Below are 21277 nucleotides of genomic sequence, written 5' to 3' on the forward strand. Positions count from 1 at the left end.
GGTGGGACGAAATAGTGTCGGTATGTAAGATTTAACTGCGGTTGTTGAATTTTCGGGAAGAAAATTATATTATAAAAAAGAATGAAAATAAGATCCGGCATAAAGGATTTACGGACAAATAATGTGTTTTAAGAAGAAAGAGGTACAACATGAATATTTATGACAGAATGATGGCGATTGGCACGAAGATGACAGAGATGGATGCCTCCACTTATCAGGGAGCATTTATCGGGAAGATATCATATATGGCAGAGGAGGAGCAGGCAGGACAGGCAGGCAGCATCCGCTACGAATTCGGAGCCGTAAAGGAGAATGCATTTATGTATATTCTTCCGATCCTTGGTTATGTAGATGGTGTAGAGTCACCTGTAGAGAAATTTACGGTAACTCTGGTAAAACCATCTGATAAAGAGAAAGAGTTGAAGCGAGTGGAAGCGGCTTCTTATGATAATGCAGAGGATTTTCATACATTTTCAAAAGAAGAGGTTTACAGCTTCAGTAAGGAGACGGGTGATCAAAACAAGATTCATCTGACCGACCATCCGGTTGTACAGGGGATGCTTCTCCTTCGTACCGCCGCTGTAAAGGCAGATGATGTGGCGAGAATCGATGTGAAGTTTGTGGAACCATCATATGCAGAAGAAGAACTGAAATGGGCATTTGATGGCAGGGATTATGTATTGTTTGCAGATGGATATGTGAAGGCAACATTCCGTATCAAATAATATCTGACATGGAGGGTGTATGAAGGTAAATAAGTTCAGCCGGATGTATCTGGTTGGCATGATCTGTATACTTTTGTCCGGTTTTTTTCCGTATTTCAGATATCGTTTTACGATACAGGATGTAGAGACTTTGAAGCAGGGGTATCCTTTATTGAATCTGAAAAAGCTGGCAATACAATATAGCGGTATGGGAGAAATCAACTTTTTTACGCGTGTTGTGCCATATTTTATTTTGCTTGCGGGAATCGCCGGAATTGTATTGATATTGATCTATTTTGCGGGAGACCATGATACATGGAATATATTTAATCTGAATATGTTTATTCCTGTCGTAGCTTCGGGTGTTGGATTATTTATTATAAGACACCATCAGACGATCCGGGCGATTCGTGAAATATTGAACGACACTACAGAGAGTATGCGCGAAAGCGGTTATACAGGATCTGCCGGATACGGAGCAGGATTTTATCTATTGGCAGCGGGCGTTGTGATCAGTCTGGTGAGTGCGGTATGCTTCTTTGCACTTGATAAATAATTGAGGTATGAGAGATGGCAAATGAAAAGATTTTGTTGGTGGAAGATGATTTTGCACTTGCAATGGGAACAGAATATACATTAAAAACTGAAAATTACGAAGTCGTGAAAGCCTCGAATCTGGCAGAAGCGAAAGCACTGTTACAGCCGGACATCGATCTTGTATTATTAGATGTGATGCTTCCGGATGGAAATGGCTATGATTTTTGCCGATATATAAGAGAACATGATAATTATGTTCCTGTCATATTCCTGACGGCGGTTTCTGATGAGGTGAATCTGGTACAGGGGTTGGAACTTGGGGCAGATGATTATATTGCAAAGCCTTATCGCGTAAAAGAACTTCTGACAAGGATTGCAGTTATCTTGCGTCGGCAGAAATATAATTCCGATACAAAAGAGAAGAAGGAAGAAACGGAAGCGGACATTATATTCGGACATACAAGACTTGATAACAGGCTTTATAAGATTTATCAGAAAGAACGAAATGTAGACTGTACACCGAGCGAATTCCGTTTATTAAAAGAACTGGTGACACATGCGGATCAAGTACTTACCAGAAAACAGCTGATTGAACGGCTATGGGATGTAGATGAAGCATTTGTAGATGATAATACCTTATCCGTCTACATCAAACGCCTGCGTGATAAGCTGGAAGAAGACGCAGCCTACATCCAGACAGTCCGCGGTGTCGGCTATACCTTTTCATTAGGCAATTCAACTAATAAATATAATTTATAAATAAAAAAGATGTCATTACTATTATGAAGCAAGCCTTATCCGAGGCTGGTACTTAAGCAGCGTATTTTGCTGCTTTATGTACCACTGCACGAGGATTAGAACGGAAGTGTCTTGCGTAATAATATGTAATAGCATCTTTTTTATATATAGCTGTCTGCTTATTAGTTGAATTGCTTATTTAAGGTTTACATAGTCTGCGGACACATAGCCGGTGTAGCTTTTGCGTCCCTTTTTAAAGGAAACCTTATACCAGTTTGTGCCGCGGCTTGTGCGGATGCCCTTTACAGTGAGCGTTTTGCCGTTTGTAACGGTTGTCAGGATCTTGCTGCTTGTATTTGCACCCTTTCTTACATTTAATACACCGCATGCAACTTTAACCTTCTGAGTTGTTTTTACAGTTGAAGCGGCAGCGGAACGCTTTCCTTTATATACAGTTTTTCCGATCTTGTTAAATGCAGTAACATGATATTTATATTTGGATGATGCCTTTGCATTTATACAGTAGATGAACTGAGTTCCATTGTTGATCGTTTTGATCTTCTTATATTTCTTTGCTTTAGTATCATAACGATAAATGTAGTAGCCATTCACACCTTTGATAGGTTCCCATGACAGGAGTTGTTTGGAGCCATAGCTCTTAACCTTAACATTTGTTACCTGCTGAGGAATTATCTTTGCGGACGTTGTAGCACTTTCACCTGTGTATGTCTTGCCGTTATATTTCCTGTATGACTTGATCTGGAACTTGTAGCCGTTATTGGATGTAAGACCACTCTGTGTAAATGTTGTAGTTTTTGCAGATGTGATCGTTGCGATCTTTGTCCATGAAGAACCGGCTGCATCTTCTTTTACATACAGACGGTAGCCGTCGATATTGCTTTCCTTCTTCCATGTCAGCTTCACGGTGTCAGCCTTGATGGTTTCGGCTTTGAAATTCTTAACAGCTGCCGGTTTGGTCAGTACTGTTACGGAATCGGAACGATCGGTGTTTGTATTTTTGCCGCTCTTTGTATAGTAAGCAATGACGGAATAAGTATATTCTTTATTGCCGGTTAAACCTGTGTGTGTGAAGGATGTTGTATTTTTGTTCTTGATCGTTTTGAGATGTGACCATTTATTTGCATCGTTTTTCACATAGATCTTATAGCCGGATACATTTACCTGTGGATTCCAGCGGATTGTAGCGGAATTCTTTGTTGCAGATACCGTTACATCGGATACCTTGCCCGGTTTTGTGTTTCCTGTTGCGACATTTGAGTAATCAAAATAAGCTTTTTTGCCGTCTTCTACATAGTAGGCACGAACCTTATATGAATAAGAAGTACCACAGTTAAGATCTGTGTCTTTCCATGTGTTTGAAGAAGCGCCCTCTACATAGGCAGCGGTTTCATATTTTCCGGTTGACGCATTCAATCTGGAGATCCGGTAGCCGCTGACTTCTGTCTGCGCGTCCCATGTTATTGTGAGGGATGTCTCTGCCTTTTTGGATACAGCTGCATTTGTAACTGTCTTTTTCTGTGTGGTTGCATGTACCGGAGTGGAATATGCACCATAATAGTTGCCATCCTTCAACTTATAATAAGCGCGGACCTGATAACTGTATAAAGTATTGATCTCGAGATCCTTGTCGATGTAGGTCGTCTTTGAGGCACCGGTTGTTTTGCCGATCTTCTCATACTTTCCGGTTTCTTTATTCAAACGATAGATCTGATAGCCGTAAGCATATGGAACCTTATTCCATTTCAAAGTTATACTTAACATGCTGGCGGTCTTTCTTGTCAGGTTCTTGACAGCGGCAGGTTTCTTGACATAACGGAAGTTCATATCGACTCTGCCTGCGATTCCATCGACGGAACCGGAAGATGTGTACTGCCAGTAGGAGTACTTACCATCAAATGATGCATGAATGCTTCCGGTCGCACTGTCCCATCCCGGATACTGGGCGAGCCAGATCTGGTAGTTCTTTGCGATCGCATTTGAATTCACATCATTTGTAAGTAAGGATTTGTTGGCATATACCATAGCGGTATAATTCTTGCTTTCCACCTCTTTACAGAAAGCATTGCAGATCGTTGTTGCCTGAGCAACACTTAGATGTGCGCGTGCAAGTCTGCCGGTGTTGCCTGTATAATATTCAAAATCCATAACAATAGGAAGGTTGATGTCATAACCCTTGAGCAGGTTCATTGTAAAGTCAGCTTCCGCTTTGGCTTCCGCTGTGCTGATTGCCTGTGAGTAGATATAGACGCCTACATCCAGACCCGCGTCGATAGCACCTTGTAAGTTTTCCTTATATAATGCATCTGCTTCCAGTACACCGGATTCTGTTGTGCGAAGCGCTACACGGATGATCGCAAATTTGACACCATCTGCTTTTACTTTTTTCCAGTCAATTTTTCCTTGCCATCTGGAGATGTCGATACCATCGATCACATCGTAGCCGTCGAACTGGCTGTCATGGGAATAACTGCCGGTGTTGATGGCTGCGAGAGATGGACTGCTGTTATAATCTGACTGTTTCTGCAGTTCGCTGAATGCCTCAGGATCTTCGCCGTATTTCTGATTGATATATGCAACCTGTGCATCCGTCAGGGACGAACGATCAAAGGTTCCGTTTGCAACCATAGTGTTGATTGCGTCTTCATAAGATGAGTCCGTATGGCTGCCGGAAGCGGAAACGCCGGATTGTGATTGATAGGTATAAGCTGCCTGTGCGGATACATGTCCGGCATTTTTTGGCATAGAGAATGCTGCAAGACCGGTAAGCATACCGCACAGGATGGTTGTGACTAGTTTTTTCAAGATAAATAACCTCCCATTTGTTTTGAGTGAAAATGTTTTATAAGCATATGTAAAAATAAATCCTTTGCTATTGTAAAAAAGACGTTTTTGTATTTTTACATACAGAAACATAATATTTTTTTTACATACAAAAGTCAATATATGGACGTGATTTAAGATTTACAATATAAAGAAAAGCTGCGTTTGTAAAACATATGTCAAGAGTCTTTACTGAATATTTACCCAAAAGACGGATTTTTTTAGTGAAAAGATGATCGGATGATGTTATACTTGTAATATCTGTGGAATAAAACGACAAAATAATTGATACGGAAGGGAAAAACACATGGAAGAAAAAGTAGGTTTTTTTAAGACGGTTGCCGGAATGTTCAAAGGCCTGGTTCGTCCGTCGGAATATATAAAGACAGGAAGGAAAAGCTCTTGGTTTGCTATACATGTGCTGGTTATTTGTGTCAGTATTTTGCTGCCGATGGTTGTTTTCTATATTCCTGTGAGTAAAAAGATCGGATATAATCGACTGGCAGATGCAATTGATGACAGGATTGCTTATTTCAGTGTTAGTCAGGACGGTTTTTACTGTAAGAAAAAGTATGAGATGAAGCGACCGGGTGGTGCTTATATCCGGATTGATTCTACTGATTATGATACAGAATCAGATGAGATCGATGAGCTGTTGGAAGAGGGACATTATAGAACAATGGTTGTTGTATCGAATCAGGAGATTCTTTTATACAGTGATGATGCGCCTACTCGTATCAGCTGGAGCAGCGTATACAGTCATCTCCGGTCAATCGAGAAGAGGGATATATATGATAAAGAGATTCTGCTTACGTTTACAAGACGCTATGATACACCGTTTCTGATAGGTATTACGCTTGTGATGGCAGTATTGTTAATATTTATTTATTATATTGCAACTCTGATATGGGGATTTATCATAAATGCAATAAAACGAATATTTGGTATAAGTGACGAGGTCAGTTTTTCAGATATTGTAAAGGCATCAACGCTTGTCAGAACCCCATGGTTTGCGGCTGCTGTTTTGATCGCCGGATATGTATTAAAAGGTCAGTTTGTATTTATGTATATTCTGTGTGTGATCATAACATTTGTTTATTTGATAGCAGCAATTAAATTATATGCAGATCAGATCCTGCGGATACCGGAGAAACCGGAAACAGGAGCGCAGGAAGAACATGTACCGGATGAAGATTATTATGGAGACTGATAACAGTTTCTCATTATATTATAAAATAACTATTAGGAGGCAGTATGCGTAAAACAAAAATTATATGTACATTAGGACCATCAACGGATGATGATGATATTTTAAGACGGCTTATGATCGAGGGAATGAATGTTGCTCGATTTAACTTTTCACATGGAGATCATGCACAGCATAAACGCAATATGGAACGTATTATGAAATTCAGAACAGAACTGAATCTTCCTGTTGCAACACTGCTTGATACAAAGGGACCGGAAATTCGTGTTAAAGATTTCAAAAACGGAAAGATCGAACTGAAACCGGGGCAGACATTCACACTTACAACCGATGAGGTAGAGGGTGATGAGAAGATGGTTTCGATCACATATAAGAACCTTGTAAATGACGTAAAGCCGGGTAATACGATCCTTATCGATGACGGACTGATCGAGATGACAGTGGAACAGGTATCAGAGAGTAAGATAGTTTGTCGTGTAGTAAATGGCGGACCGGTGTCAAATCACAAAGGGGTAAACGTACCACGCGTAAATCTGTCTATGCCATATATCAGCGACCAGGATCGCTCGGACATTATATTCGGTATAGAAAATGATTTTGATTTCATTGCTGCTTCCTTTGTAAGAACTGCAGATGATGTATTGGAGATCCGCAAGATCTTAGATGAGCATGGATGCGATAATATCAATATCATTTCCAAAATTGAGAATATGCAGGGAGTTGAGAATATCGACGAGATCATCCGCGTGTCAGATGGTATTATGGTAGCCCGTGGCGATATGGGTGTTGAGATTCCGTTAGAAGATGTCCCTGTTATCCAGAAGATGATCATTAAGAAAGTATACAATGCTGATAAACAGGTTGTGACAGCGACACAGATGCTTGATTCCATGATCAAGAATCCAAGACCAACGAGAGCAGAGGCGACAGACGTTGCAAATGCGATCTACGACGGAACAAGTGCAATCATGCTTTCCGGTGAGACTGCAGCAGGTAAGTATCCGGTAGAGGCGCTTCATACCATGATCAAGATTGCAGAGCGTGCAGAAGAAGATATTGATTATACAAAACGTTTTTATGAGAGAGGAAATATCCAGAATCCGGATATCACCAGCGCTATTTCTCATGCGACTTGCACAACTGCGATCGATCTTGGTGCGGCGGCAATCGTAACTGTAACCAAATCCGGAAAAACTGCCCGCATGATCTCCAAATACAGACCGAAATGCCCGATCATCGGATGTTCACCGGTTGAGAAGGTCTGCAGACAGCTGAACCTTTCATGGGGTGTTCAGCCACTTCTGATCGCAGAGGAGAATAATACTGATGATCTGTTTGAGCATTCGGTAGAGGCGGCTAAGAGAAACCATTATATTAAGGATGGAGAAATCGTTGTTATTACTGCGGGGGTTCCGCTTGGCGTTACCGGAACAACCAACCTGATCAAAGTACATGTAGTTGGACACATTCTGGTTAAGGGAGTTCCTGTAAACGAAAAATCTGTATGTGCCCCCTTGTGTGTAGCTGATTCAGAGGAAGAATTAATAAAAAACTACAATTCCGGTGATATTATCGTTATGAAAGAAACCAGCAATAATATCATGGAGCAGTTAAAAACTGCTTCAGCGATCGTATGTGAGAAGGACGGAAAGAATTCGCATGCAGCAATTGTTGGTTTAAGCAGGGATATCCCGGTTATTATAGGAGCGAAAAATGCAACACAGATTCTGAAAACCGGAGCAATTGTTACGGTAAAAGCAAAAGACGGAGTAGTTGTTTCATAGCTCTGTAACAAATCTTAAATTTTAAGAAATTAAGGGAAAACGTATAAAATCCATGAATTGCCATGTTGACAAGCATTAGTAATGTTGCTATAATGAACCAGAAATGTAACATTTTCGTAACAAATGTTTGGCAACATGGCATTTGTATGGGAGGTAATAAAATGTCGAAGACAACCAGAAGAATTTCAGTTGCAGTTATGACCGTAAGTCTGGCAGCAACGACAGCATTTGGTGTGATAAAAGCAAACAGTGTTTATGATGATTCCAATATCGGTATCTCGTCCGTTCTTGATCGTTATGTAGAATCTGTTCAGTTGGATACAACAGAGGATACAATATCTGCGAAGACAGAAGAACAGACAACGACAGAGACAGCTGATAAGAAGAATAGCAAGAAGACAACAAAAAAGGATAAAACAGTATCTGCACAGGCGGAAGAAGTGACATGTAAGTATCCGCAGTTTCAGGATCGTTGCCTTACAACAGTTTCCGATTCTGTAAATATCAGAGCAACCGCAAGTGAAGATGGTGAGCTGGTTGGAACACTTGCAGCAAACGGAATTGCTCTTGTAAAAGAAAAAGGTGATACATGGACGAAAATCGCATCCGGTAACTGCGAGGGATACATAAAGAATGATTATCTGGTGTTCGGTGATGATGCAGGAGCATATGCGGAAGAACATTGCAGCAAGCTTGCTACCATAACAACAGAGACCTTGAATGTTCGTGAGCAGGCAGATGGTGACAGTGATTGCGTAACCCAGATTCCCGGCGGACAGACATATGAGGTGTTAAGTCAGTCAGACGGATGGACACAGCTCCAGATCGATGACAGTGTAAGCGGATATGTAAGTTCCGATTACGTTGAGATATCCTACAATACGGTAAAGGCTGTAACAGTAGAGGAAGCAGAAGCTGCAAGAATAGCAGCAGAGGAAGAAGCAAAGAGAAAACAGGAAGAAGCAGAGGCAGAGAGACAGAGACAGCAGCAGGCAGCTCAGAACAGCAGCTCAGGTGACGGTCAGTCATCAGACAACGGCAGCAGTTCAAGCTCACAGACGACAGAGGCTCCTTCAACAGAAGCACCTGCGACGGAAGCTCCTACAACAGAGGCTCCATCTACTCCGGATCCTGTACCATCCAGTGGATCGACCGGTGTTGATCTTGCAAATTATGCATTACAGTTTGTCGGTAACCCTTATGTATATGGTGGTACAAGCCTTACAAACGGTGCTGACTGTTCAGGATTTACATTATCAGTATATGCACACTTTGGAATTTCACTTCCACATTCCGCAACAGCTCAGTCTTATTACGGAACAGAAGTAAGTCTTTCAGAACTGGAACCGGGTGACCTGTTGTTCTATGGTTCAGAAGGAGATATCGGACATGTGGCGATCTACACAGGTGGCGGCATGGTAGTACATGCAAGTACAGAAGCAACCGGTATCAAGACATCGGTATATAACTACAGAACACCTGTTAAGGCAGTCAGACTGCTTGGACAATAAAGGACTATAGAAATAGAAGAAAAGCCGGTATATAGTGAGAGGATATGTTGTTCCTCCCGATATGTACCGGCTTTTCTTTTTTTATTTTTATCGAAAGGGGTCTTTACAGCTAAAGATATATTTTCATACAGAAAAAAGATACAGATGTATTTGTGTAGTTTTCATAAATTATATAAATTAATTGTTAATTTGACTAAAAAACAGAAAGAAGACGCCTTCCTTTTGTTTAAAATGACTTGAAAAAATGATGGTTTATGCTATAATAAGACTATCAATTCGGGAATCCCCGAAAAAGAAGGAGTTGGGCAACATGAATTACATAATTAGTGGAAAAAATATCGATGTTACTGAAGGCTTAAAGAATGCAGTATATGACAAGCTGTCCAAGCTTGAGAAATATTTCGCAGAAGATGCTGTTGCACAGGTTACATTTAGTGTAGAGAAAGACAGACAGAAGATAGAAGTTACGATTCCTATGAAAGGACATATCATTCGTGCAGAACAGGTAAGTGATGATATGTATGTATCGATCGATCTTGTGCTGGAAGTGATTGAGAGACAGGTGAACAGGCATAAGAAGAAGCTGATCGACAAGGAGCAGAATGCAGCATATCTCCAGAATTCATTTGTAGAAGAAGAAACAGATGAAGATGACGAGATCAAGATCGTAAGATGCAAGAAATTTGCAGTAAAGCCTATGTATCCGGAAGATGCATGCATCCAGATGGATCTGCTTGGACATAATTTCTATGTATTCAGAAACGCTGAGACAGAAGAAGTAAATGTTGTCTATAAGAGAAAGGGTAACACATACGGATTGATCGAACCGGAATTTTAATCTCAACCTGCCACACAGGAAGCTTACAGAAGCAGATCTGAAAGGATCGGCAGATGTGTAGCTGCAGAGATTTATGGATAAAGAGAAGGGTCGCCAGAATATCAACGCTGGCGGCTCTTTTTTGCGTGAAAAGTTATCGGGCTTTAGCGTTATTTCATAATGCTTTACCAAAGCTTTTCAGATTCATTCTTGATATAAATTTCATATGATGGTATTATGTACCCTGAGTAACAAGATTTGGATACGAAACCAAGAAAACAGTTAGGAGAATAATAGAATGGGATTATTTGAAAAAGTATTTGGCACACATAGTGAGAAAGAACTGAAGAAGATCGCTCCTATTGTGGACAAGATAGAAGCACTTGATTCTGATATGCAGGCATTGTCCGATGAGGAATTAAGAGCAAAGACAACAGAGTTCAAAGATAGACTTGCAAATGGAGAAACTCTTGATGATCTGTTGGTAGAAGCATTTGCAGTTGTAAGAGAGGCTGCATACAGAGTGCTTGGCATCAAGCATTACAGAGTACAGTTGATCGGTGGTGTTGTATTACATCAGGGACGTATCGCCGAGATGAAAACCGGTGAAGGTAAGACACTTGTATCTACACTTCCTGTATACTTAAACGCACTGGAGGGCAAGGGTGTTCAGGTCGTAACAGTTAACGATTACCTGGCAAAGCGTGATGCGGAATGGATGGGTAAGGTTCATGAGTTTCTTGGACTTACAGTTGGTATTATTTTGAATTCATCTACAAATGATGAAAGACGTGACGCATATGCATGCGACATCACTTATGTAACAAATAACGAACTCGGTTTCGATTACTTAAGAGATAACATGGTTATCTATAAAGAAAAGCTTGTGTTAAGAGGACTTCATTATTGCGTAATCGATGAGGTCGACTCAGTATTGATCGATGAGGCGAGAACCCCTCTGATCATTTCAGGACAGAGTGGTAAATCAACAGAGCTTTATAAAATGTGCGATTACCTTGCAAGACGTATGAAGCGTGGTGAAGGTGATGGCGAGATATCCAAGATGGATATGCTGATGAATACAGCGATCGAGGAAGACGGAGATTTTCTTGTAAATGAAAAAGACAAATACGTTATGCTGACAGCAAACGGTGTAAAGGAAGTAGAGCAGTTCTTCCATATTGAGAACCTGTCCGATCCTGAGAATATCGAGATCCAGCATAACATTATTCTTGCACTTCGTGCACATAACCTGATGTTCCGTGACCGTGATTACGTTGTAAAGGATGATGAGGTTCTGATCGTTGATGAATTTACAGGACGTATCATGCCGGGCCGTCGTTTCTCAGATGGACTGCATCAGGCGATCGAAGCAAAGGAAAATGTAAAAGTTAAGAGAGAGTCCAAGACACTTGCGACGATCACATTCCAGAACTTCTTTAATATGTTTGAAAAGAAAGCGGGTATGACAGGTACAGCAAGTACAGAGGAAGAAGAATTCAGAGAGATCTACGGAATGGATGTTGTAGAGATCCCTACTAACCTTCCTGTACAGAGAATTGACCGTCCGGATTCTATCTTCAAGACAAAGAAAGAGAAATTAAACGCTATTGTTGAGCAGATCAATGAGAGTTACAGAAAAGGACAGCCTGTTCTGGTTGGTACGATCAATATTGATGCATCTGAGGAACTCAGCCATATGCTCAGCAAGAAAAAGATTCCACATAAGGTATTAAATGCAAAGTTCCATGAGCTTGAGGCAGAGATCGTTGCAGAAGCAGGTCAGAAGAATGCAGTTACGATCGCAACGAACATGGCTGGTCGTGGTACGGATATTAAGCTTGGCGAGGGCGTTGCTGAACTTGGCGGACTTCGTATCATTGGTACAGAACGTCATGAGTCCAGACGAATCGATAATCAGCTCCGTGGACGTTCCGGTCGTCAGGGAGATCCGGGTGAATCCAAATTCTACCTGTCTCTGGAAGATGATCTGATGAGATTATTTGGTTCCGAACGTGTTATGAGCCTTTATGATACATTGAAGATTCCGGAGGGCGAGGAGATCCAGCATAAGACGATTTCGAACTTCGTAGAAAAGGCGCAGAAGAAGATTGAAAGTAACAACTTTGCGATCAGAAAGAATCTGTTAGAGTATGATCGTGTAAATAACGAACAGAGAGAGATCATTTATAAGGAGCGTCGGAGAGTCTTAGATGGTGAAGATATGCATGAAGTTATCCTGAAGATGCTCAAGGATGATATCGGTGCATGTGTGGATATCGTATGCTCATCAGAAGCGGCACCGGAAGAATGGAATATTGTAGAGCTTGACAATATGATCCGTGAGATCATTCCATTTACAGAACCAATCGCACTTACTGAGCATGAGATTAAAAAGGGTGACACAGAAGAACTCAAAGAGAGATTGTATAATGAGGCTGTGGAACTCTACCATGAGAAAGAAAAAGAATTCCCAAGTCCGGAAGATATGCGTGAGATCGAGCGTATTATCCTTCTGAAGGTAATTGATAGAAAATGGACTGACCATATCGACGATATGGAACAGTTAAAGCAGGGTATCGGGCTTCAGTCGCTGGGTCAGAGAGATCCTGTTGTAGAATACAAGTTTGCCGGTTATGACATGTTCAATGAGATGACAAGAGCAATTCAGGAGGATACAGTAAAACTGCTTCTCCGTGTTAAGGTTGAACAGAAGGTTGAACGTGAAGAAGTAAATAAGGTTACAGGAACAAACAAGGATGATACTGTGTCCAGAGGACCTGTAAAGAAAGCAAAAAAAATCGGAAGAAATGATTTGTGTCCATGCGGCAGCGGTAAGAAATATAAGAACTGCTGCGGACGGAACGAATAGAAATAATGTGTTGCAGCTGCAACCGATAAAGTAGGTGAGAAATTAATGATAGAGACAGACCAGTTTAAGTTCACACTGAATCAGTACAGACAACCATTAATGGAAGTAAGGGATTCACTTTGACATCGCTGGCAGAAAAGACAGCATAGGAAAATTACAATATGAGATGGAACAGCCTGGCTTCTGGGATGATGTAGCAAAGTCAACCAGTGTTTCCAGGCAGTTAAAGAAGCTGCAGGATTCGCTGGAGGAATATCAGAAGTTGGAACAGGATTTTTCGGATATCGAAACCCTGATTCAGATGGCGGAAGAAGAGGGCGATTCCTCTATGATAGAGGAGATCGGTGAGATGCTGACTGCATTTCAGAAGGAATTCGAAAATTACAGGATCAGTCTTCTGCTGTCGGGTGAGTTTGATGGTTATGATGCCGTTATGACACTTCATGCAGGAGCCGGTGGAACAGAGTCCTGTGATTGGACATCGATGTTATACAGAATGTATACCAGATGGGCGGAGAAACATGGTTTTAAGGTGGAAGTACTTGACTATCTGGAAGGTGATGAGGCTGGCATCAAGTCGGTTACGATCCAGATCAGCGGGCAGAATGCATACGGATATCTGAAATCAGAAAAAGGCGTACATCGTCTGGTTCGTATTTCACCGTTCAATGCAGCAGGCAAGCGACAGACTTCATTTGCTTCCTGCGATGTGATACCGGAGATAGAGGAAGATCTGGAAGTGGATATCAATGAAGATGATCTCCGAATCGATACTTACAGATCGAGCGGAGCCGGTGGACAGCACATCAATAAGACATCATCGGCGGTTCGTATCACGCACATTCCGACCGGTATCGTAGTACAATGCCAGAATGAGCGTTCACAGCATATGAATAAGGACAAGGCTATGCAGATGCTGAAGTCTAAGTTGTATCTGATCAAGAAACAGGAGAACCTGGATAAGATTTCGGACATTCGAGGTGAGATATTGGAGAATGGATTCGGAAGCCAGATCCGGTCTTATGTTATGCAGCCGTATACGATGGTGAAGGATCACCGGACAGGCGAAGAAAGCGGAAATGTTGCCGCAGTTTTAGATGGAGAACTCGACGGATTTATGAATGCATATTTAAAATGGTGCAGCCGGAGTGAGTAGTAATATACAAAAAAGAATGCAAAAGGAGAGACATCCACATGGTAAATATAGCAGTGTTAGGTTATGGTACAGTTGGTTCAGGTGTGGTTGAGGTTATCAATACAAACCATGAGATCATCAATAAGAGAGCAGGAGAAGAGATTAACATCAAGTATGTTCTTGATCTGAGAGATTTCCCGGGAGATCCTGTACAGCAGATACTGACACATGACTTCAATGACATTTTAAACGATGATGAAGTAAAGGTTGTTGTTGAAGTAATGGGAGGAATCAATCCTGCCTATACATTTGTAAAACAGTGCCTTGCGGCAGGCAAGAGTGTAGCAACATCCAATAAGGAACTGGTGGCTTCTCACGGACCGGAATTACTTGCAATCGCAAAAGAGAATAATGTAAATTTCTTATTTGAGGCATCCGTTGGCGGCGGTATTCCGATCATCCGTCCATTAAATACCTCTATCACAGCAGATGAAGTAACAGAGATCACAGGTATCTTAAACGGAACAACAAATTATATCCTGACCAAGATGGATCAGGAAGGGGCATCCTATGATGAAGTGCTGAAGCAGGCACAGGAACTTGGATATGCAGAGAGAAATCCGGAAGCAGATGTGGAAGGCGGAGATGCATGTAGAAAGATCGCGATCCTGACTTCTATCGTATATGGAAAACATCTGGATTATACTAAGATCCATACAGAAGGAATCACAAAGATCTCAACAGAAGATTTCAAATATGCAGATGCACTTGGCGTATCGATCAAATTAGTAGGTACGACTAAAAAGGAAGGAGATACCTTATATTCCTTCGTTGCACCTATGATGTTAGATGAGAATCATCCGTTATCCGGTATCCATGATGTATTCAATGGAATATTTGTACATGGAAATGTTGTAGATGATATTATGTTCTACGGCAGAGGAGCAGGAAAGCTTCCAACAGCATCCGCCGTTGTATCCGATGTTGTAGACGAAGTAAAACATATGGGTAAGAATATTATGGCAAGCTGGGATGCAGAACCGCTTCCGATCGGTGATTTCAGAGATGCGGTTAATCGTTTCTTTGTGCGTGTGAGTGCGGATTCTATTACCAAAGAAGAGGTTCAGAAATTATTTGGTGATGTGACATATGTAACAGCAGAAGGCATAGATGGAGAACTTGCATTTATAACTTCAGCCATGACTGAGGGCAGTTTTGCTGATGCTATAGCTAAAATTGATAAAATTTACAGCATAATCAGAGTAGCATTTTAGAGAAAAAAGTTGTATAACCTAAGATGACCGTTGAAAAATGTGTTGTCTGCATATGGAAATAACGAGATACTCAGATAGAAAGAAAAGGAGGACACCGATGAAAAGAGCCGATTACATTAGCTGGGATCAGTATTTTATGGGAATTGCACTGCTGTCGGCAGAGAGAAGTAAAGACCCGTCAACTCAGGTTGGCGCATGTATCGTAGACGATAATAATCGTATTCTGTCGGAAGGGTATAATGGTATGCCTGCCGGATGCGAAGATGACATCATGCCATGGGGAAAGATCGGTGATCCATTGAACAATAAATATTTCTTTGTATGCCATGCGGAATTGAATGCCATCCTGAATTACAGAGGCGGCAGTTTAAAAGATGCAAGACTTTATTCAACCTTATTCCCTTGTAATGAATGTGCGAAAGCGATCATTCAGTGCGGAATAAAGGAGGTTATCTATCTGTCGGATAAATATGCAAGTACTGACAGTACAATGGCATCGAAGAGAATGTTTGATATGGCCGGGGTTGCTTATCGACCATACGAAGTAAAAGGAAAGAAGATTACGATAGATTTATGATGATTGTAAAGGAAAGTAACAGCAGAGAAGACACATACAGAATCGGGCGGGAGCTTGGCGAACAGGCTGCTCCGGGGCAGGTTTTCTGTTTCTTTGGAGACTTGGGTGTCGGAAAGACGATATTTTCGCAGGGATTTGCCAAAGGCCTAGGTGTCGATGATATTGTGAACAGTCCGACATTTACGATTGTAAAGGAGTATGATGATGGAAGACTTCCACTATATCATTTTGATGTCTATCGAATCGGAGATGTAGATGAGATGGAAGAGATTGGCTATGATGAGATGGTATATGGTAATGGCGTATGTCTGATCGAATGGGCAAATCTGATCGAAGAGATTCTTCCGGAACATTATCAGAAGATAACGATTGAAAAAGACCTTGAAAAAGGGGTAGATTATAGAAAGATAACGATAGAAGAGGTTTAAAACTATGAAGATCCTTGCTCTGGACAGCTCAGGGCTGGTTGCATCCGTTGCCTTATTAGAAAATGACAATCTGGTTGCAGAATTTACGGTAAACAATAAAAAGACACATTCACAAACCTTGCTTCCGATGCTGGATGAGGTTGTAAAAGCAGCAGGCATTGAGCTTGATACAGTAGATGCGATAGCAATCGCAGCAGGACCCGGTTCATTTACAGGACTGCGGATCGGAGCGGCGACAGTAAAAGGCTTGTCGCTTGCACTTGATAAGCCGATCATACCTGTACCGACACTGGAAGGGCTTGCATATAATTTCTGGGGAAGTGACAGGCTTATCTGTCCGATCATGGATGCCAGAAGGAATCAGGTCTATACCGGATTGTACAGATTTGATAAATCAGGCAATCTGGTTACAGAGATGGAGCAGATACCGATGGATGTGAATGAATTGATCAATCTGCTTCTTGAAAAAGATGAAGAAGTGCAGTTTACAGGTGATGGCATACAGGTGTATGGATCTCTGATCCTGTCAAAGATGAAACATGCGTGTCTGGCACCGGCACATCTGAACAAACAGAGAGCCGGATCAGTCGCATATGCCGGAGCTTGCCGGTATGCGCATGAACAGTATATAAATGGAGACGATTTTGCTCCTGAATATCTGAGAATGTCTCAGGCAGAAAGAGAAAGAAAAGAGAAAGGTGAAGGAAATGAGTAATAGCGTCAGTGATGGCGGGGCGGCGGGGCCCTATTTAGACAACATTGAGATAAGAGAAGGCGATGAGGAGCAGTTGCTTGATATTGTTTCTCTGGGAGAAAAAGTATTTATGAGTTCCTGGAATGAGCAGATGGTTGCTACATCCATGTATGGAACATATGATACTGTACTTACAGCAGTTGACACAACGAAGGATGACAAGGTGGTTGGTTATTGCATTTTTACCGCACCATGCGAGGATTGTGAACTGCTTCGAATTGCTGTTGATAAAGATTACAGGAAATGCGGAATCGGACACAGACTGATGAAGGAAATGATTCGTATGTGTGTAGAAGACGATGGAGAAAAGATTTTCTTAGAGGTTCGTGAGTCTAATGATGCAGCAATATCAATGTATGAATCGCTAGGCTTTGATGAGATTTCCAGAAGGAAAGATTATTATAAAAAACCAACAGAAGATGCTGTTATTATGGAACTGAAGTGTTCACATTCATAATATGTAGATGACAGGAATTCCCACTACAAAAGATGTGCCTTTTTTATTATAATCGACAATAGGAAAGATACAGAGACCGCCGGGTAATCGGAGGATCAGGAGGAGATCATGATAGAAGTAATACGTTGTAATATGTGTGGGAAAGAATTGTCAGTCAGAAATGACATTTTGATGGAAGATGCAATTATAATTTCAAAAAAGTGGGGCTACTTCTCAAAAAAAGATGGAGAAACCCACAGGATCTGTATATGTGAAGACTGCTATGATCGATTGTCAGGCAGCTTTGCAGTACCGGTACAGAGAGAAGAAACGGCAGAATATATGTAGAACCAGAGAGTCATTTGTATATAGAATGACTCTTTTTTCCTTACGGGAAAAGCGGTTTACAGACAGAGCGGAGATAGAAGTTGGAGGATAGAATATGTTAGATGTATGTTTGCTTGGTACAGGCGGAATGATGCCACTTCCGTACAGAGCGTTGACATCCATGATGATACGATACAATGGCAGCTCTATATTAGTTGATTGTGGTGAAGGAACGCAGGTAGCAGTCAAACAGCAGGGGTGGAGTTTTAAACCGATCGATGTGATCTTGTTCACGCATTTTCATGCAGATCATATCAGCGGACTGCCGGGATTGCTTCTGACGATCGGAAACGCAGAGCGAAAGGACCCGGTTCTGATGGTCGGTCCGAAACGGCTGGAGCGAGTAGTGAATTCTTTACGTGTGATCGCACCGGAGCTTCCGTTTGAGATTCAGTTCAAAGAACTGACAGAAGAGGAAGAAGAATTTGAGATATGTGGATTGCGGGCAAATGCATATCGAGTAAACCATAATGTTACCTGTTATGGATATTCATTTGAACTTGACCGTGCCGGTAAATTTGATGTGGAACGTGCGCGTGCGCAGGAGGTTCCGATGCAGATCTGGAATACATTGCAGAAGGGCATGACGATAGAAGTGGACGGCAGGCTCTATACACCGGATATGGTTATGGGACCGGACCGGAAAGGACTTAAGGTCACATATTGTACAGATACTCGTCCGACACCACTTATTACAAAACATGCGGCTGGCTCAGACTTGTTTATCTGCGAAGGTATGTATGGGGAGCCGGACAAATATGAAAAAGCAGTCTCCCACAGGCATATGACGATGTATGAGGCGGCAGAGATTGCGAAAGAGGCAGAAGTAAAACGGATGTGGCTGACGCATTACAGTCCGTCGCTGATCAAACCGATGCAGTATATAGATGAAGTAAGAAAGATATTTCCGGCTGCGGTTGCAGGAAAAGACCGGATGGAGACAACGTTAAAGTTTGAAGAATGAAACATGCGGTAAACAGGAAAAAGAGGAAGATGAAAATGGAGAAAAAAGATATAAAGATTCTGGCAATCGAATCATCTTGCGATGAGACTTCGGCAGCTGTTGTTGTGAATGGCAGAGAAGTATTATCAAATATTATATATTCACAGATCGACATTCACACACTGTATGGTGGTGTTGTTCCTGAGATAGCGTCAAGAAAGCATATCGAGAAGGTGAATCAGGTAATAAAGAGCGCACTGAAGGAAGCAGATTGTACACTGGATGATATAGATGCGATCGCAGTAACATATGGTCCGGGACTGGTCGGAGCACTATTGGTCGGAGTAGGAGTGGCAAAGGCAATCAGTTATGCAAAGAATATTCCGTTAGTAGGAGTTCATCATATAGAAGGGCATATTGCCGCTAATTTTATAGAAGATAAGACATTGGAACCACCATTTATGTGTCTGGTTGTATCCGGCGGACATACCCATTTGGTAAAGGTGACAGACTATGGACAGTTTGAGATCCTTGGTGTGACCAGAGATGATGCGGCAGGTGAAGCGTTTGACAAAGTAGCAAGAGCTATCGGGCTTGGATATCCTGGTGGACCAAAGGTGGATAAGCTTGCAAAAGAGGGAAATCCGGATGCAATCGAATTCCCTAGAGCAAAGATTTCCGATTCCGCATATGATTTCAGCTTCAGTGGTCTGAAGTCAGCAGTTTTGAATTATATCAATCAGAAAGAAATGAAGAATGAGGATATCAACCGCGCAGATGTAGCGGCATCCTTCCAGAAAGCAGTAACGGATGTGCTGACAGAACATACCATCTATGCAGCCAAGAAATATGACATGGATAAAGTTGCGCTGGCAGGTGGAGTTGCGTCCAATTCGGCACTTCGTGCATCAATGGAAGCGGCATGTGAAAAAGCAGGAATTCGGTTATATTATCCTGCACCGATCCTTTGTACCGATAATGCAGCGATGATCGGAGCGGCCGGTTATTATGAATTTATAAAAGGAACCAGACACGGACTGGATCTGAATGCAGTTCCAAATCTGAAATTAGGCGAGCGGTAGAAGGATACGGTAAGAAGTGAATGTAGATTACTCTGCTGCATTGTAAGCGTTTGTAAATATCTGGTGAAAGAATACAATTTAGAAACAAATAGTAAAGGCAAAAAAGATAAAAGGATAGAAGAGAAAACATGAAGACAACGGCGATCATACTTGCGGCAGGAAAAGGCAGCCGAATGCACAGCAAAATTGAAAAACAGTTCATGGAGCTTGGAGGCTATCCTGTAATTTATTATGCATTAAAAACCTTTGAAGAAAGTCCTGTGGATGCCATCATTCTTGTAACAGGAAAAAACAGCGTGGAATATTGCAGACATGAGATCGTGGAGAAATATCATTTTACAAAGGTTGAATCTGTAGTAGAAGGCGGCGAGAACCGGTATGATTCCGTATATAATGGTTTGCGAGCCTGCTCGGAGACGGATTATGTTATGATTCATGACGGTGCGAGACCATTTGTGACACAGGACATGATCGTAAGATCAATTCGGACACTGGCAGAGTATAAAGCATGTACAGTCGGCATGCCCGTAAAGGATACGATCAAGATTGTGAATGAAAATCAGATCGGAATGGCGACACCTGCAAGAGAGTGTCTGTGGCAGATCCAGACCCCGCAGAGCTTTGATTACAAATGCCTGATGAAGTGTTATCAGAAGATGATGAAGAAACGGGTAGATGGAGCATTGCCGGTAACGGACGATACAATGGTAGTAGAGGAATACGGCGAGATTCGGGTGAAAGTGATCGAGGGCAGCTATACAAATATAAAGATCACGACGCCGGAGGATATGCGTATCGGACAGGAATTTCTACAAAAGCAGGCGTGGAAAAGCACCTGAAAAAGCCGGCTGCAAAAAAATGAAAATATTTGAAAAAATGTGTTGACATAGAAAAACAGAAGTGCTAATATATACAAGTCGCCGGTCAAAAGGAGACTTAAACAACTGGATGGAGAGATATCGAAGTGGTCATAACGAGGCGGTCTTGAAAACCGTTTGTCCGAAAGGGCGCGAGGGTTCGAATCCCTCTCTCTCCGCTGACTTTTCAATAAACAAAGATGGAAAGTTCAAGCGCTTGATACTAGGAGAAGTACCCAAGCGGTTGAAGGGGCTCCCCTGGAAAGGGAGTAGGCCGTTAATAGCGGCGCGAGGGTTCAAATCCCTCCTTCTCCGTTAAGTTTTACTGGTACAGGCGAAAAACAAAGAACCTTGAAAAATTAACAACATGACAACCCTGAAATTCCAAATAAA

At 41.8% G+C, this 21277-nt stretch carries 19 protein-coding genes and 2 tRNA genes; 20 read left to right on the top strand and 1 reads right to left on the bottom strand.

Annotated features, from left to right (window positions below):
* Positions 1 to 149: 149 nt before the first annotated feature.
* From DWW43_RS10045 to DWW43_RS10055, 3 genes are read left to right on the top strand one after another with little or no spacing between them, the layout of a single operon-like run.
* The gene (locus DWW43_RS10045) at positions 150 to 725 is read left to right on the top strand and encodes a hypothetical protein (RefSeq protein WP_119963489.1); all 576 of its coding nucleotides are present in this window, start codon (positions 150 to 152) and stop codon (positions 723 to 725) included.
* Positions 726 to 744: 19 nt separating this feature from the next.
* On the top strand, positions 745 to 1260 hold the full coding sequence (locus DWW43_RS10050) for a hypothetical protein (RefSeq protein ID WP_119963490.1): 516 nt from the start codon (positions 745 to 747) through the stop codon (positions 1258 to 1260).
* Between the two features lie 14 nt (positions 1261 to 1274).
* Positions 1275 to 2000, top strand: a complete 726-nt coding sequence (locus DWW43_RS10055) for a response regulator transcription factor (RefSeq protein ID WP_119963491.1) — start codon at positions 1275 to 1277, stop codon at positions 1998 to 2000.
* Between the two features lie 174 nt (positions 2001 to 2174).
* Here the strand turns inward: DWW43_RS10055 and DWW43_RS10060 are convergent, their stop codons facing one another.
* Entirely contained in the window at positions 2175 to 4802 is a 2628-nt protein-coding gene (locus DWW43_RS10060) for a GH25 family lysozyme (protein ID WP_165853062.1), read from the bottom strand.
* Between the two features lie 325 nt (positions 4803 to 5127).
* On the opposite strand from DWW43_RS10060, the gene DWW43_RS10065 reads away from it, so the two are divergent.
* From DWW43_RS10065 to DWW43_RS10145, 17 genes are all read left to right on the top strand, one after another.
* On the top strand, positions 5128 to 6030 hold the full coding sequence (locus DWW43_RS10065; RefSeq protein ID WP_008400271.1) for a DUF1189 family protein: 903 nt from the start codon (positions 5128 to 5130) through the stop codon (positions 6028 to 6030).
* A 44-nt stretch (positions 6031 to 6074) separates the two neighbouring features.
* A complete protein-coding gene (pyk, locus tag DWW43_RS10070; RefSeq protein ID WP_119963493.1) occupies positions 6075 to 7811 on the top strand; it encodes a pyruvate kinase in 1737 nt (578 codons plus the stop codon).
* 161 nt (positions 7812 to 7972) lie between these two features.
* Entirely contained in the window at positions 7973 to 9322 is a 1350-nt protein-coding gene (locus DWW43_RS10075; protein ID WP_161117728.1) for a C40 family peptidase, read from the top strand.
* A gap of 310 nt (positions 9323 to 9632) precedes the next feature.
* Positions 9633 to 10160: a ribosome-associated translation inhibitor RaiA gene (gene raiA / locus DWW43_RS10080; protein ID WP_119963495.1), complete on the top strand. Its 528-nt coding sequence runs from the start codon at positions 9633 to 9635 to the stop codon at positions 10158 to 10160.
* Positions 10161 to 10437: 277 nt separating this feature from the next.
* Positions 10438 to 13011, top strand: coding sequence for a preprotein translocase subunit SecA (gene secA / locus DWW43_RS10085; RefSeq protein WP_008400263.1), 2574 nt, complete (start codon positions 10438 to 10440; stop codon positions 13009 to 13011).
* A 45-nt stretch (positions 13012 to 13056) separates the two neighbouring features.
* Positions 13057 to 14167, top strand: a protein-coding gene (prfB, locus tag DWW43_RS10090) for a peptide chain release factor 2 (protein ID WP_119963496.1) whose coding sequence is annotated in 2 segments (ribosomal slippage) — positions 13057 to 13131 and positions 13133 to 14167 — 1110 coding nt in all. Because the reading frame shifts where the segments join, the coding sequence is not laid out codon by codon here.
* 38 nt (positions 14168 to 14205) lie between these two features.
* Positions 14206 to 15420 (top strand): homoserine dehydrogenase, encoded by a 1215-nt coding sequence (locus tag DWW43_RS10095; protein ID WP_119963497.1) that lies wholly within the window; start codon positions 14206 to 14208, stop codon positions 15418 to 15420.
* A 97-nt stretch (positions 15421 to 15517) separates the two neighbouring features.
* Complete coding sequence (locus DWW43_RS10100) at positions 15518 to 15997, top strand: dCMP deaminase family protein (RefSeq protein WP_044944606.1); 480 nt, start codon at positions 15518 to 15520, stop codon at positions 15995 to 15997.
* A 2-nt stretch (positions 15998 to 15999) separates the two neighbouring features.
* Positions 16000 to 16425, top strand: a complete 426-nt coding sequence (gene tsaE / locus DWW43_RS10105) for a tRNA (adenosine(37)-N6)-threonylcarbamoyltransferase complex ATPase subunit type 1 TsaE (protein ID WP_044944775.1) — start codon at positions 16000 to 16002, stop codon at positions 16423 to 16425.
* A 4-nt stretch (positions 16426 to 16429) separates the two neighbouring features.
* On the top strand, positions 16430 to 17140 hold the full coding sequence (gene tsaB, locus DWW43_RS10110) for a tRNA (adenosine(37)-N6)-threonylcarbamoyltransferase complex dimerization subunit type 1 TsaB (RefSeq protein ID WP_119963498.1): 711 nt from the start codon (positions 16430 to 16432) through the stop codon (positions 17138 to 17140).
* A complete protein-coding gene (rimI, locus tag DWW43_RS10115) occupies positions 17133 to 17636 on the top strand; it encodes a ribosomal protein S18-alanine N-acetyltransferase (protein WP_008400257.1) in 504 nt (167 codons plus the stop codon). The genes tsaB and rimI overlap by 8 nt, the downstream gene beginning before the upstream one ends.
* A 108-nt stretch (positions 17637 to 17744) precedes the next feature.
* Positions 17745 to 17963: a hypothetical protein gene (locus DWW43_RS10120; RefSeq protein ID WP_008400256.1), complete on the top strand. Its 219-nt coding sequence runs from the start codon at positions 17745 to 17747 to the stop codon at positions 17961 to 17963.
* A gap of 94 nt (positions 17964 to 18057) precedes the next feature.
* Positions 18058 to 18966: a ribonuclease Z gene (locus DWW43_RS10125; protein ID WP_008400255.1), complete on the top strand. Its 909-nt coding sequence runs from the start codon at positions 18058 to 18060 to the stop codon at positions 18964 to 18966.
* 29 nt (positions 18967 to 18995) lie between these two features.
* Complete coding sequence (gene tsaD, locus DWW43_RS10130; RefSeq protein WP_119963502.1) at positions 18996 to 20027, top strand: tRNA (adenosine(37)-N6)-threonylcarbamoyltransferase complex transferase subunit TsaD; 1032 nt, start codon at positions 18996 to 18998, stop codon at positions 20025 to 20027.
* Positions 20028 to 20155: 128 nt separating this feature from the next.
* On the top strand, positions 20156 to 20866 hold the full coding sequence (gene ispD / locus DWW43_RS10135; RefSeq protein WP_119963499.1) for a 2-C-methyl-D-erythritol 4-phosphate cytidylyltransferase: 711 nt from the start codon (positions 20156 to 20158) through the stop codon (positions 20864 to 20866).
* A gap of 111 nt (positions 20867 to 20977) precedes the next feature.
* Positions 20978 to 21063: transfer RNA gene (locus DWW43_RS10140), tRNA-Ser, on the top strand.
* A gap of 47 nt (positions 21064 to 21110) precedes the next feature.
* Positions 21111 to 21199 (top strand) — tRNA-Ser (locus tag DWW43_RS10145).
* Positions 21200 to 21277 lie beyond the last annotated feature (78 nt).

Source organism: Clostridium sp. AF15-41, assembly GCF_003604095.1.
Lineage (GTDB): Bacteria > Bacillota > Clostridia > Lachnospirales > Lachnospiraceae > Coprococcus.

Bases quoted from the DNA above. Each gene is read 5' to 3' on its own strand.
- rimI (WP_008400257.1), top strand. From the start codon at position 17,133: ATGAGTAATAGCGTCAGTGATGGCGGGGCGGCGGGGCCCTATTTAGAC.
- tsaD (WP_119963502.1), top strand. From the start codon at position 18,996: ATGAAAATGGAGAAAAAAGATATAAAGATTCTGGCAATCGAATCATCT.
- secA (WP_008400263.1), top strand. From the start codon at position 10,438: ATGGGATTATTTGAAAAAGTATTTGGCACACATAGTGAGAAAGAACTG.
- DWW43_RS10120 (WP_008400256.1), top strand. From the start codon at position 17,745: ATGATAGAAGTAATACGTTGTAATATGTGTGGGAAAGAATTGTCAGTC.
- tsaB (WP_119963498.1), top strand. From the start codon at position 16,430: ATGAAGATCCTTGCTCTGGACAGCTCAGGGCTGGTTGCATCCGTTGCC.
- DWW43_RS10045 (WP_119963489.1), top strand. From the start codon at position 150: ATGAATATTTATGACAGAATGATGGCGATTGGCACGAAGATGACAGAG.
- DWW43_RS10125 (WP_008400255.1), top strand. From the start codon at position 18,058: ATGTTAGATGTATGTTTGCTTGGTACAGGCGGAATGATGCCACTTCCG.
- DWW43_RS10065 (WP_008400271.1), top strand. From the start codon at position 5,128: ATGGAAGAAAAAGTAGGTTTTTTTAAGACGGTTGCCGGAATGTTCAAA.
- ispD (WP_119963499.1), top strand. From the start codon at position 20,156: ATGAAGACAACGGCGATCATACTTGCGGCAGGAAAAGGCAGCCGAATG.
- DWW43_RS10075 (WP_161117728.1), top strand. From the start codon at position 7,973: ATGTCGAAGACAACCAGAAGAATTTCAGTTGCAGTTATGACCGTAAGT.
- DWW43_RS10050 (WP_119963490.1), top strand. From the start codon at position 745: ATGAAGGTAAATAAGTTCAGCCGGATGTATCTGGTTGGCATGATCTGT.
- pyk (WP_119963493.1), top strand. From the start codon at position 6,075: ATGCGTAAAACAAAAATTATATGTACATTAGGACCATCAACGGATGAT.
- raiA (WP_119963495.1), top strand. From the start codon at position 9,633: ATGAATTACATAATTAGTGGAAAAAATATCGATGTTACTGAAGGCTTA.
- DWW43_RS10100 (WP_044944606.1), top strand. From the start codon at position 15,518: ATGAAAAGAGCCGATTACATTAGCTGGGATCAGTATTTTATGGGAATT.
- DWW43_RS10055 (WP_119963491.1), top strand. From the start codon at position 1,275: ATGGCAAATGAAAAGATTTTGTTGGTGGAAGATGATTTTGCACTTGCA.
- DWW43_RS10095 (WP_119963497.1), top strand. From the start codon at position 14,206: ATGGTAAATATAGCAGTGTTAGGTTATGGTACAGTTGGTTCAGGTGTG.